Origin of the sequence: Hydrotalea sp. AMD, assembly GCF_004100315.1 — a bacterium.
Classification (GTDB): domain Bacteria; phylum Bacteroidota; class Bacteroidia; order Chitinophagales; family Chitinophagaceae; genus Hydrotalea; species Hydrotalea flava.
Map to the genome: position 1 here is coordinate 46,650 of NZ_SCKY01000012.1, position 12,801 is coordinate 59,450.

The 12,801-nt window shown below is 38.1% G+C and carries 11 protein-coding genes; 7 read left to right on the forward strand and 4 right to left on the reverse strand.

Features of this window, described 5'->3' with window-relative positions; genetic code table 11:
• Nucleotides 1-5: 5 nt before the first annotated feature.
• The 4 genes from EO766_RS10185 to secA all read right to left on the reverse strand — a co-directional run bounded on the left by EO766_RS10185 (nucleotide 6) and on the right by secA (nucleotide 6,813).
• The gene (locus EO766_RS10185) at nucleotides 6-896 is read right to left on the reverse strand and encodes an aldehyde dehydrogenase family protein (protein WP_074420723.1); all 891 of its coding nucleotides are present in this window, start codon (nucleotides 894-896) and stop codon (nucleotides 6-8) included.
• Nucleotides 897-1,008: 112 nt separating this feature from the next.
• The gene (locus EO766_RS10190; RefSeq protein WP_074420724.1) at nucleotides 1,009-2,478 is read right to left on the reverse strand and encodes an aldehyde dehydrogenase family protein; all 1,470 of its coding nucleotides are present in this window, start codon (nucleotides 2,476-2,478) and stop codon (nucleotides 1,009-1,011) included.
• 39 nt (nucleotides 2,479-2,517) lie between these two features.
• Nucleotides 2,518-3,432, reverse strand: coding sequence for a deoxyribose-phosphate aldolase (gene deoC / locus EO766_RS10195; protein WP_074420725.1), 915 nt, complete (start codon nucleotides 3,430-3,432; stop codon nucleotides 2,518-2,520).
• A gap of 87 nt (nucleotides 3,433-3,519) precedes the next feature.
• Entirely contained in the window at nucleotides 3,520-6,813 is a 3,294-nt protein-coding gene (secA, locus tag EO766_RS10200; protein WP_287100983.1) for a preprotein translocase subunit SecA, read from the reverse strand.
• Between the two features lie 251 nt (nucleotides 6,814-7,064).
• Between secA and EO766_RS10205 the strand changes: the two genes are divergently transcribed.
• The 7 genes from EO766_RS10205 to EO766_RS10235 all read left to right on the forward strand — a co-directional run bounded on the left by EO766_RS10205 (nucleotide 7,065) and on the right by EO766_RS10235 (nucleotide 12,741).
• Nucleotides 7,065-7,673 (forward strand): DUF6992 family protein, encoded by a 609-nt coding sequence (locus EO766_RS10205; RefSeq protein WP_143439133.1) that lies wholly within the window; start codon nucleotides 7,065-7,067, stop codon nucleotides 7,671-7,673.
• Between the two features lie 83 nt (nucleotides 7,674-7,756).
• Nucleotides 7,757-8,635: an ATP synthase F1 subunit gamma gene (gene atpG / locus EO766_RS10210; protein WP_074418555.1), complete on the forward strand. Its 879-nt coding sequence runs from the start codon at nucleotides 7,757-7,759 to the stop codon at nucleotides 8,633-8,635.
• Nucleotides 8,636-8,676: 41 nt separating this feature from the next.
• Entirely contained in the window at nucleotides 8,677-9,408 is a 732-nt protein-coding gene (scpB, locus tag EO766_RS10215) for an SMC-Scp complex subunit ScpB (RefSeq protein ID WP_081298673.1), read from the forward strand.
• A gap of 48 nt (nucleotides 9,409-9,456) precedes the next feature.
• The gene (gene lysA / locus EO766_RS10220; RefSeq protein WP_074419407.1) at nucleotides 9,457-10,668 is read left to right on the forward strand and encodes a diaminopimelate decarboxylase; all 1,212 of its coding nucleotides are present in this window, start codon (nucleotides 9,457-9,459) and stop codon (nucleotides 10,666-10,668) included.
• Between the two features lie 16 nt (nucleotides 10,669-10,684).
• The gene (locus tag EO766_RS10225) at nucleotides 10,685-11,461 is read left to right on the forward strand and encodes an ABC transporter ATP-binding protein (protein WP_074418557.1); all 777 of its coding nucleotides are present in this window, start codon (nucleotides 10,685-10,687) and stop codon (nucleotides 11,459-11,461) included.
• A gap of 193 nt (nucleotides 11,462-11,654) precedes the next feature.
• On the forward strand, nucleotides 11,655-11,999 hold the full coding sequence (locus tag EO766_RS10230; RefSeq protein WP_143439134.1) for a hypothetical protein: 345 nt from the start codon (nucleotides 11,655-11,657) through the stop codon (nucleotides 11,997-11,999).
• Between the two features lie 241 nt (nucleotides 12,000-12,240).
• Entirely contained in the window at nucleotides 12,241-12,741 is a 501-nt protein-coding gene (locus EO766_RS10235; protein ID WP_143439135.1) for a TlpA family protein disulfide reductase, read from the forward strand.
• Nucleotides 12,742-12,801: the final 60 nt, after the last annotated feature.

Below are 12,801 nucleotides of genomic sequence, written 5' to 3' on the forward strand. Positions count from 1 at the left end.
AATATTTAGTAACCGGATTTGCCGGCAGCAACCGTTTCAATAGGATGCCAGATGGTTTTTATTTCCTGTGTATCCAATATAAAGTAAGGCGACTGTCCGGCGGTATCATCCAGCCAATTTTTAATATTGTATTCAATTACCCTTTTTACATTCAAGGATGCTTTTTCTTTCACCAACTGCACCTCTGCTTTTGATAATTGATTGAATACAATGGCATTTACATCCATATGTTCTGCAAAGTACTTCAATAATTCGTTGGGTTTTCCGGTTAAAATATTAACAACCCCCCCCGGCACATCTGATGAATGAATGATTTCTGCTAAACTGATTGCAGAAATGGGTAAACTTTCTGATGCCAATACCACACAGGTATTGCCGCCTGCAATAACCGGTGCTATTACAGATACCAATCCAATGAAAGCTGATTGTTGTGGGGCTACAATTGCTACTACACCGGTAGGCTCCGGCACAGAGAAATTAAAGTGTGGCGATGCAACGGGATTAACAGCACTAAACACCTGCTGATACTTATCGCACCAGCCGGCATAATACACCAACCGATCAATAGCTGTGCTCACTTCAGTAACGGCATCCATTGTTTTACTTCCTTGTAGCAATAATTCATCTACCAACTGATTTTTTCTGCTTTCCAACATTTCAGCCATACGGTACAGTATTTGCGAACGATTGAAGGCCGATTTGCCCGACCAACCGCTTAAAGCACCACGAGCTGCTACTACCGCATCACGAAAATCTTTTCTGGAAGACTGGCACATATTGGCAAGTAATTTCCCTTTGGCATCTTTAATAGCATAATACCTGCCTGATTCGGTTCTGGGAAACTGGCCTCCTATATAGAGCTTATATGTTTTCAGTACATCAATTCTTTCTGTCATACTTCAAAATTAAAAATTCAAAAAATGGTTTTAGAGGTATATTTTACAAAAAACCATCTACAAATAATTTGTAACCATTCCAATCAGGTTTTACTACATCAATTCTATACTGCTATTTAAGATAAGCGCTTAAACCATGCAACCCTCCTTCTCTGCCAAAACCGCTTTCTTTGTAGCCGCCAAAGGGCGAAACGGGATCGAATTTATTATAGGTATTGGCCCAAACTACGCCTGCCCGCAAACGGGTGGTAATGTTAAAAATACGAGAGCCTTTGTTCGTCCATACCCCTGCACTTAAACCATAGGGTGTATTATTGGTTTTTTCAATTACTTCATCATCGGTTCTAAAGGTTTGAATGGCCAATACCGGGCCAAAAATTTCTTCCTGTGCAATGCGGCTGCTTTGTGCAACGTTGGTAAATAAAGTTGGCCTACAGAAATAGCCTTTACCGGGCAAATCGCAACTGCTTTCAAACATTTCTGCACCTTCTTTTTTCCCGATAGCAATGTATTTTTGAATGGTTTGTAATTGTTGTTTTGAATTAATGGCACCTATATCGGTATTTTTATCTAAGGGATTGCCCACTATTAAGGTAGCAATCCTGTCTTTTAATTTTTGTAACACTTCTTTGTAAACAGATTCCTGTACAAACAAACGGGAACCCGCACAACAAACATGCCCCTGATTAAAATAAATACCATTGATAATGCCTTCCACCGCCTGATCAATGGGTGCATCTTCAAAAATAATATTGGCAGCTTTGCCGCCCAGCTCTAAGGTTAATTTTTTATGCGTGGCGGCAGTTGCACGCTGAATAATTTTACCCACTTCTGTTGAGCCTGTAAACGCAATTTTATCAATATCGGGGTGATTGACCAGGGCAGCACCGGTAGCACCTGCACCGGTAATAATATTAACTACACCGGGTGGGAAATCACAGTCCTGAATCAGTTCGGCCAGTTTTAATGCAGTTAAAGGTGTTGTTTCAGCAGGTTTTAACACTACGGTATTACCACAGGCTAATGCAGGAGCAATTTTCCATGCCGCCATCAGTAAAGGAAAATTCCATGGAATGATTTGTCCGGCCACACCTAACGGTACCGGGTTTCTGTTAGAAAAGACATAAGCTAATTTATCGGCCCATCCCGCATAATAAAAGAAATGATTGGCAGCGAGGGGTATATCAATATCTCGTGATTCGCGGATGGGTTTACCTCCATCTAAACTTTCAATAATGGCAAATTCTCTGGCTCTTTCCTGAATCATCCTTGCAATACGGAAAATATATTTAGCACGTTCTTTAGCAGGCATTTTAACCCAAACATCTTTATATGCGGCTCTTGCGGCTTTCACGGCTTTATCAACATCGGCAATACCCGCTTCGGCAACAGATGCAATTTTTTGTTCTGTAGCCGGATTAATGGTATCAAAATATTTTTTACTGAGTGGTTTTTCGAATTTCCCGTTTATAAAAAGTTGGTATTGCTCTTTCAATGAAGCAGCACTCACACTTTCGGGTGCCGGTGCATAGTTCGTTTTAAAGTTGAGGGAAGGTGTATTATTTTTAGCTATTTTGGCCATAAAAATTGATTAATAAAATATTCAAATAAACAATTCACACTAATCGATTGAGAAATAGTTGGCTGCCTGATACACACCGGTACGCTCTTTCTCTAATTGCATCAATACATCATTAGCAAGGCTACTTGCACCAAAACGAAACCATTCATTATTCAACCAATCGTTGCCCAATGTTTCCTGCACCATTACCAAATAATGCAAAGCGGCTTTGGCTTTAGAGATACCCCCTGCAGGTTTCATGGCAATTTTTTTTCCGGTTCTATAATAAAAATCGCGAATGGCTTCTAACATTACTAAGGTAACCGGCATGGTAGCTGCAGGTTGAATTTTGCCCGTTGAGGTTTTAATAAAATCGGCGCCGGCATACATTGCTATTTCGCTGGCACGGCGTACATTATCGTAAGTAACCAATTCACCGGTTTCCAGAATAACTTTTAATCGGGCAGTACCACAGGCTTCTTTTACTGCAGCAATTTCATCAAGCACAAAATTGTACTCACCCTGCAGAAATTTTCCTCTGCTAATTACCATGTCAATTTCATCAGCACCTTGTTGCACGGCAAATTTGGTATCTCTAATTTTCACATCACGCGATGACTGGCCACTTGGAAAAACTGTTGCTACCGAAGCTACTTTTATGCCGGAACCTTCTAATGCTTTTTTAGCAACAGCAACCATGGAAGGATACACACATATAGCCGCTACCGTTAGCAGGCCGGGATAAGCATCATACAGGTGCATGGCTTTATAGCATAATTGTTTTACTTTTCCGTCGGTATCTTTTCCTTCTAAGGTTGTTAAATCAATCATATTCAAGGCCAGTTTTAAACCGTTTACTTTGGTTTCGGCTTTAATACTGCGTTTGGTAAATCGGGCGGCTCTTTCTTCTACGCCAACATGATCTATTTGAGGCGTATTTCTAAAATCGGGTAAAAATGCTGTTACAGCAGGCATATAGCAAGTTTAATTATTTCAAAAGTAAATAAAAAAGGGGTTAAAAGCAGGAATATGCTGATAACCCCTTTCCGGTAAAATATATGTTTACGCTTCTTTTCCGTGGCAATTTTTATATTTTTTGCCGCTTCCGCATGGACAGGGATCATTACGACCAATTTTCGGACCGACTTTAACCGGCTCTTGTTTTACTGGAGTGGGATCGTAATAATCATCTTCTCTAACGGCACCATCCAAAGATGCTTTTTGGGTGCGCATATTACTTAAATCAGTTTTACGCTGACGGCCCTCCCGAACGGTTTCACCTTCCTGCAAAGGAATGGTAGCATGGCAAAGGAATTGAACAATTTCTTTATTCACTTCACTATCCATTTGTTTGAACAAATTAAAGGCTTCCATTTTATAAATCACTAATGGATCTTTTTGTTCGTAGGCAGCAGTTTGTACGCTTTGCTTCAAATCGTCCATAGCACGCAAATGTTCTTTCCATGCATCATCAATAAATGCAAGGGTAACAGAACGCTCTAATGCATTCACCAATTCGATACCGTTGGTATCGAGTGTTTTTTGCATATTGGCCAATACCTGTAATTGTTTTCTGCCATCACCAAAAGGTACAATTACATTTTCGATATGGGCGCCTTGTTGTTGACGAATATTTTTAAATACCGGTAATGTTTGTGTGGCCAGTTCTACTTTCTTGCTTTGGTAATTGGTAATGGCCTGATTGTATAATTTTTCGGTTAACTGTTGTTCTGATAATTTATTCAGTTCTTCCGGTGTAATATTGGTATCGGTTCCAAAGTGTACAATACAGGCTAATCGCAATCCTTCAAAATCATCTTCTACTTTAAATCCGTTAATAATTTCTGCGGCTACACTGTAAAAAGCATTGTCTAAATCGAGTGCCAAACGTTCTCCAAACAAAGCATGGCTGCGTTTGGTATAAATAACGGTACGTTGTTTATTCATTACATCATCATACTCTAACAACCGCTTTCGAATGCCGAAATTGTTTTCTTCTACTTTTTTCTGTGCACGTTCAATAGATTTGGTAATCATGCTATGCTGAATCACCTCACCTTCTTTATAACCTGCAAAATCCATTACTTTGGCAATTCTATCACTGCCAAACATGCGCATTAAATCGTCTTCCAGCGAAACGAAGAAAACGGAAGAACCAGGATCGCCCTGGCGACCGGCACGGCCACGAAGCTGTAAATCAACCCTTCTGGATTCATGACGTTCGGTACCCAGAATGGCCAAACCACCTGCTTCTTTTACGCCGGGTCCTAATTTAATATCGGTACCACGACCGGCCATATTGGTAGCAATGGTTATAGCGCCTGCCATACCGGCTTCAGCAATAATTTGTGCTTCACGGGCATGTTGTTTGGCATTTAATACATTATGGGCAATTTGTTTTTGCCGTAACATTCTGCTGAGTAGCTCACTTACTTCTACTGAGGTAGTACCTACCAGAACCGGGCGGCCATTTTTTTGCAGATTCAAAATTTCTTCAATTACCGCACCAAATTTTTCTCTTTTGGTTTTAAATACCAAATCGTTGCTATCTTTTCTTATTACAGGCACATTGGTGGGTATGGCCACTACATCTAATTTATAAATATCCCATAACTCGGCGGCTTCTGTTTGTGCAGTACCCGTCATACCGGCTAATTTATGGTACATTCTAAAATAATTTTGCAGGGTAACGGTAGCATAGGTTTGTGTAGTAGCTTCTATCTTCACATTTTCTTTTGCTTCAATAGCCTGGTGCAAACCATCTGAATAACGCCTGCCATCCAAAATACGTCCGGTTTGTTCATCTACAATTTTTACCTGCCCGTCTAAAACAACATATTCATCATCTTTTTCAAATAAGGTATAGGCTTTCAATAATTGTTGTACGGTATGAATACGATCTGCTTTTTGCGCATATTCATTAATCAGGACTTCTTTTTTGTGTATTTTTTCTTCGGCACTGAGTGTATTGTTCTGCTCAATTTCACCGAGTGCTACACTAATATCAGGCAATATAAAAAAATGTGGGTCTTCGCCCGATTTGGTAATCAGGTTAATCCCTTTATCAGTTAACTCAACCGAATTATTTTTTTCATCAATATAAAAATAGAGTTCCGCATCTACAATGTGCATTTCCCGCGACTGATCGGCCATGTAATAATTTTCTGCTTTTTGCAGTTTCATGCGCATGCCCGGTTCACTTAAATATTTGATGAGTGCATTATTTTTAGGCAATCCTCTAAAAGCGCGGTACAGCAATAATCCGCCATCTTTCGGATCATCATTGCCTTCTGCAATTTTTTTCTTGGCCTCAATTAAAAACTGGTTCACCGCTTTTTTCTGTGCTTCTACCAATTTTTCAATTCGGGGTTTCAGTTCAAAAAATTGTTCAATATTGTCTTGTTTACCAATGGGGCCCGAAATAATTAAAGGAGTTCTGGCATCATCAATCAATACACTATCTACTTCATCTATTATGGCATAATGGAATTTCCGTTGTACCATTTCATCGGGAGAGTGAACCATGTTATCGCGCAGGTAATCAAAACCAAATTCATTATTGGTTCCGTATACAATATCGGCCAGATAAGCATTGCGCCTGTTTTCTGTATTGGGATCGTGTTTATCAATACAATCTACTTTCAGTCCCAAAAATTCAAAAATGGGTCCATTCCATTCAGAGTCACGTCGAGCCAGATAATCATTCACCGTTACAATATGCACCCCTTCGCCGGCCAGGGCATTCAGGTAAGCAGGCAAAGAAGAAACCAATGTTTTACCTTCACCGGTAGCCATTTCCGCAATTTTTCCCTGATGTAATACCACACCACCAATCAATTGCACATCATAATGCAGCATATTCCAAACCACTTTACCACCCGCAGCCATCCAGTTATTGTTAAATACTACTTCATTGTTGCGAATAGTGATATAATCTTTTTTCACACTCAATTCCCGATCCAAATCAGAAGCTGTAGCTACAAGTGTTTCGTTCTCTTTAAACCTGCGTGCTGTTTCTTTCACTACGGCAAAAGCTTCAGGTAAAATTTCATTCAGTACCGTTTCAATATGTTTATCCCGCTCTTTTTTTAATTTATCGAGCTGATGGTATAATTTATCTTTCTCATGAATTTCGGTAGGTGGCAACGCATCTGCCTCTTGTTGCAAGAGGGCAATTTCATCATCAATTTCAGTAAGATGGGCTTTTATTTTTGCTTTAAATTCAACAGTTTTGTTGCGCAAAGCATCATTGCTGAGCGTTTTATATTGTTCATAAAACTGATTAATTTTTTGAACAATAGGAAGAATTTTTTGAACGTCTTTTTCGCTCTTATTTCCACCTAAAATTTTTGACATTAATTTCAGCATATCTCAAAATAACTTGTGGTGTATTAAAAAAAGTTTTTTATCCAAAATCAGTGCTACAAAACCATTTAAGCCAAAATGGCATAAACAGGGGCATCAAAGGTAAACAATTTGAAGGTTCTCAATGTTTATCAGGCGCAATAATACTGCTTTATCAATTACTTAACGAATTCACCATTTATTTTGGGTTTGAAATCATTTTAGTGCTATTCCTGCATTCATTTCACAATAATTTGGATATTATGAACAAAAAGTTTTGGTTATTAATTGTAACAAGTGGCTTTTTTGCCATTACAGTTGAGGCACAAATCAATTTAACAGACAGTTCACTGCAACAGAAATATGATAGTATTTACATAAATCGCCAAACGCTGATAAAAAACAACATGAGTATTTTGGGCGCATGGGCAGGGCTAAATATCATCCAAAGCAGTATCAGTGCTGCCAGTACTTCAGGAAATACACAGGCTTTTTTTAAAATGAATGTATATTGGAATACTGTGAATGCTGCCATAGCAGGTATTGGATTTTTACAGGCCAAAAAAGCGCTCACAAAAAAAATTACCCCGCAGCAAAATTGGCTACAGCAGCAAAAAACAGAACAATTTTTACTGTTGAATACAGGATTAGATGCAGCTTACATTACAACAGGTTTGTATTTAAGAGAGCATGGCCTAAGAAAAAACAACGACCAAACAGAGGGTTTTGGCAGCAGTATAATACTTCAGGGCAGCTTTTTATTTGTTTTAGATGTAATTCAGTACTTAGAACATCACCAAAACGGTAAAAGACTTTCAAAGCTTTGTTTAGAGCCTGCCAATAATGGTTTAGGATTGGTTTGGCACCTGTAAACCAAAATTTTAAGTAGATTTTTAAGGAAGGATGGGAATTTAATACCAATCTGCTACTTTTGCAGCCAATTTAAAGTTGAAATATGGCCGGTCAGTTAAAAGAAGTACGTAACAGAATTAAAAGTGTACAAAGCACCCAGCAAATTACCAAAGCCATGAAAATGGTAAGTGCTGCCAAATTACGCAGGGCACAGGATGCCATTATACAAATGCGCCCCTATGCCCGAAAATTACAGGAAATGCTCAGCAATATTGTAAGTAATATGGAAGGTGGTGCCTCACTTGCATTGGCTGAAGAACGCCCGGTTGAAAAGGTGCTACTGATTGTAATTACCAGCGATCGCGGACTTTGTGGCGCCTATAATTCCAATGTAGTAAAATTGGCCAAGCAAACCATTGCCGAAAAATATGCAGCCCAATTAAAAAAAGGCAATATCACTATTTGGAATATTGGTAAAAAAGGTTATGAAAGCCTGTCAAAGCAGGGTTTTAAAACTGAAGAAACTTATAAAGATATTTTTTTACAGCTCAGCTTTGAAAAAGTTCAAGAAGCCGCACAGGCTGCCATGTATGCTTTTGAAAACAAAACTTTTGATGCGGTTGAAATTATTTACAGCGAATTTAAAAATGCTGCATCACAACGTTTTGTTGCAGAACAGTTTTTACCCATCCCAAAAATTCAACAAACCGGATCACAAAAAGCAGATTTTATTTTTGAACCCGAAAAAGAAATTTTGCTTACTGAGCTGATGCCTAAAATTTTAAACACACAACTATATAAAGCAGTATTGGATGCCAATGCAAGCGAACATGGCGCCAGAATGACGGCCATGGACAAAGCCAGCGACAATGCCAATGAATTATTAAAATCGTTGCGTATTTCGTACAACAGGGCCAGACAGGCAGCCATTACAACCGAACTTACAGAAATAGTGAGTGGAGCAGCCGCTTTACAAGGTTAATCAAAAAAACCTATTTTAGTAACTCCTTAAGCAACATAACAGTGGAATTAAGTGCTATTATACCACATATTGAGGCATTGATTTTTGCCAGCGAAAAACCACTGACAGTTTCCGAAATGGTAGAGCTGATTAATAATGCTTTTGGTTTTATGGAAGAAAGAATTAATCTGGAACAGATACAAATGGCGCTTCAAGGTATTACCGAAAAATACAAATCAGAATTTTACCCCTTTGAAGTAATTGAAAGTGGCGGTGGATGGCAATTTCTAACCAAAAAAGCATTTCACAAAACAGTTGTACAACTAAATGGAGATAAATTTTTAAAACGCCTTTCCAATGCAGCTTTGGAAACATTAGCCATTATTGCTTATAAACAACCTATTACAAAAGGAGAAATTGAAACCATTCGCGGTGTAAACAGCGATTACAGTGTTCAAAAATTATTAGAAAAAGAATTAATATTAATAAGCGGCCGAAATGAAGAATTGCCCGGTAAACCTTTGTTATACACCACTTCTAAAAATTTCATGGATTATTTTGGCATAAACTCACCTGATGATTTACCTAAAATAAAAGAAGTATTGGCTGAGCAGGCTGTTGATGCCACCGTTATTAAACCGGAAGATTTTATGAGTGCCACCCAATCAAATGAGGAAGATAACAGCAGCAACATTGTTGTAAATGCGCAGGGTGAACTTTTAGTGGATGACAGTATCAGTTCTGAAAACGAAGCGAACGAGGATTTGATTGAACCGGAAAATTCTCCTGAATAAACATTTCTATCATCCTCAATCTATTTTTTCAAGCTGTATCTTCGCAGCATGCAGCCACTCAGTAACGAAACTTTATTAGCCATAGCACATGATTATGGCACACCGGTTTATGTGTATCATGCAGAAAAAATTGAGGCACAGTACCAACAACTAACCCATGCATTTCAAGAAACCAATACCCGTTTTTTTTATGCCTGCAAAGCATTAACCAATATCAGTATCTTAAAATACATTGGCAATTTGGGTTGCAATATGGATTGCAGTTCAATTAATGAAGTGCAATTGGCACTATATGCAGGTATTCCGCCTAACAGAATTTTATATACCTCTAACGGTATAGCCTTTGACGAAATTGAGGCAGCCGTTCAAGAAGGCGTGCACATTAATATTGACAGCATTTCCAACTTAGAAAAATTTGGCAAAAAATACGGCAATACCTACCCCGTTGGTATCCGGTTACGCCCCAATATTCTGGCAGGAGGCAATTTAAAAATATCTACCGGACACGATAAAAGCAAGTTTGGCATACCGGTTGACCAAATAGCAGAAATTTTAAACATTATTCAGCAATACAACCTTATCATTAAAGGGTTGCACATACATACCGGCAGCGAAATAAAAGATGTTTCGGTATTTGTGCAAGGCATTACCGTGCTGTTTGATTTAATTCCAAAATTTAACCACTTAACATACATTGACCTGGGTGGGGGCTTTAAAGTACCTTACAAAGAAAACGAAGAAGGCACTAATATTGAACTACTGGCTAAAGAAGTAAAAAGAGCATTTTCGGCGCACCCCAACCCAAATGGCAAACCGTTAGAGGTTTGGTTTGAACCAGGTAAATATCTGGTAAGTGAAGCAGGATATTTCATTACACAGGTAAATGTACTGAAACCCACTTCTGCTACTACATTTGTAAGCGTAAACAGTGGCTTTAATCATTTAATACGCCCCATGTTTTATGATGCCTATCATCGCATTCAAAATATCAGCAATCCAAACGGTAAACATATACACTATTCAGTTGTAGGTAATATTTGCGAAACCGATACTTTTGCATGGAACCGTTTATTAAATGAAACCAGAGAAGGTGATTTTTTAGTGTTTTACAATGCCGGCGCTTATGGTTTTGAAATGAGCAGTAACTTTAATAGCAGATTTAAGCCCGCCGAAGTATTAGTATTAAATGGGGAAACGCATTTAATTAGAAAAAGAGACAGCTGGCAGGATTTATTGAAGAACCAAATAGAAGTTCTGTAGCTTAGCATAATATGATATGATTGAAATTAGCCACATAAAAAAAACATTCGGAGATAAAACCATTTTGGAAGACATCAGTGCTACCATGGAGGCTGGCAAATGTAACCTCATTATCGGCACCAGTGGTAGTGGTAAAACGGTTTTGACCAAATGTATTGTGGGGCTTTTTACACCCGACTCAGGCGATGTTTTATACAGCGGTGAAAGTATGCTGACCATGAACAAACATGAGAAAAAAATACTCCGGCAACAAATTGGCATGCTGTTTCAGGGCTCGGCACTATTCGATTCAAAAACTGTAGAAGAAAATGTACGTTTTCCACTCGATATGTTCAGTAAACTTTCCATGACAGAAAAACAAAAACGGGTGAATGAAGTGCTGGAAAGGGTAAACTTATCCGGATCCAATCAAAAATTTCCGGCTGAATTAAGTGGTGGTATGAAGAAAAGAGTAGGTATTGCCAGAGCCATCGTACTCAATCCGAAATATTTATTTTGCGATGAACCCAACTCAGGACTAGATCCGCAAACTTCTTTACTGATTGATAAACTCATTAAAGATATTACACATGAATTTAATACCACAACCATTGTGGTAACACACGATATGAATAGTGTAATGGAAATTGGCGACCATATTATTTATCTCCATAATGGCCGCAAACAGTGGGAAGGCAGTAATAAAGACATCATTTTCAGCAAAGACCAGTTACTCAATAATTTTATTTTTGCATCTGAATTTTTACAGGATGCCAAAGAAATGCGCATGATAGAAGCTGCACAAAAAAAATAGAATATATCTTACGCCCTCTTTCAATTCGTTCCATAAAATATTGGTTCACTCAATTTCCCCATACCCTAGCTACTACCACCAATTCAATACTTAACATTCTTTTTTAAAATTATTTTACCGGCTAAATAAACTTCTTCATCCGCTATTGGTCTGTTATTATACACCATCTATAAAAAAATAAAAAATGAAACTCATGAAAAAAACAGTTTTCCTTTTAACAAGCGGTTTATTTTTCACCATTGCAGCAATGGCACAAACCGGAGCTACCACCAGCACTCCTACTCAAAATCCTGCAGTAAAATCAGGCATGAAAGACATGCGTCATGATGTGCGTGATATTAGAAAAGACAAAAGGCAACGTGCAGAAGCCTTAGAAAATGGGAATAAAGCAAAAGCAAATGCTTTAGGTAAAGACATTCGCTCTGATAAAAAAGATATGAATCAGGACAGAAAACAATTACAGGCCGAAGGCGTAAAACATCCTGTTAAGCGCGCCGACAGACAAATTCACAGACAAAACATGACGCACAAAGGGTAAAAACAGAAGCGTATTTTCGTTGTTCAGAACCTGCTCGAATCAGCTGATTTCGACAGGTTTTTTTATGCTATAGCCTAATTTCCCACCAACAAAACAATTCCTCTATTTTAACAATATGCAGGTATTTTCTCAATTAATTTTGTGTTTTAAAACCGTCATCAAAAAACGTATTCGTATCTTTATGCCGCATTTACGGTTTGTAAATTGTTTCATTTCAAAACAAGTTAAATTACTATACAACATGAAGCACATATTCATCGCTTGCGCCATTATTTGCTGGCTTCCCTTCCTCACAAATGCACAAACAAATAATGACAGTTTACCAGCCTATTTAAAAAATCCAACCATTCCTTCCTTTCAGATTTTAAGTACAGACAGTACCTGGTTTACCAATCGTTCCCTTCCTAAAAACATTCCGGTTGCCATTATTTACTTCAGCCCCGATTGTGGCCATTGCCAATATGAGGCAAAAGAACTCAACAAAAAAATGGATAGTCTTTCCAACATATTTTTTGTTTGGGTTAGCTACCACCCTTTTGATGATATTAAAAAATTTTATTTTGATTATGGCCTGAGTAAATATAAAAATATGGTTGCAGGAAGAGATCCCCAATATTTTATACCCGCATTTTATAAAGTAGAATTTACCCCTTTTATTGCCTTATATAATAAGCATGGTAAGTTTGTAAAAGAATTCAGACAGGGCGCTTCACCTCAGGAAATAATGGAAGCCTTACAATAAAAATTTTGAAAGCTTACCTTAAAATAATAGCTATCCCATTTGGATAATAATAGGTTTTTG

Excerpts from the sequence above, each read along its gene's own strand:
- EO766_RS10185 (WP_074420723.1), bottom strand. The coding sequence starts at position 896 with ATGACAGAAAGAATTGATGTACTGAAAACATATAAGCTCTATATAGGA.
- EO766_RS10190 (WP_074420724.1), bottom strand. The coding sequence starts at position 2,478 with ATGGCCAAAATAGCTAAAAATAATACACCTTCCCTCAACTTTAAAACG.
- deoC (WP_074420725.1), bottom strand. The coding sequence starts at position 3,432 with ATGCCTGCTGTAACAGCATTTTTACCCGATTTTAGAAATACGCCTCAA.
- secA (WP_287100983.1), bottom strand. The coding sequence starts at position 6,813 with ATGTCAAAAATTTTAGGTGGAAATAAGAGCGAAAAAGACGTTCAAAAA.
- EO766_RS10205 (WP_143439133.1), top strand. The coding sequence starts at position 7,065 with ATGAACAAAAAGTTTTGGTTATTAATTGTAACAAGTGGCTTTTTTGCC.
- atpG (WP_074418555.1), top strand. The coding sequence starts at position 7,757 with ATGGCCGGTCAGTTAAAAGAAGTACGTAACAGAATTAAAAGTGTACAA.
- lysA (WP_074419407.1), top strand. The coding sequence starts at position 9,457 with ATGCAGCCACTCAGTAACGAAACTTTATTAGCCATAGCACATGATTAT.
- EO766_RS10225 (WP_074418557.1), top strand. The coding sequence starts at position 10,685 with ATGATTGAAATTAGCCACATAAAAAAAACATTCGGAGATAAAACCATT.
- EO766_RS10230 (WP_143439134.1), top strand. The coding sequence starts at position 11,655 with ATGAAAAAAACAGTTTTCCTTTTAACAAGCGGTTTATTTTTCACCATT.
- EO766_RS10235 (WP_143439135.1), top strand. The coding sequence starts at position 12,241 with ATGAAGCACATATTCATCGCTTGCGCCATTATTTGCTGGCTTCCCTTC.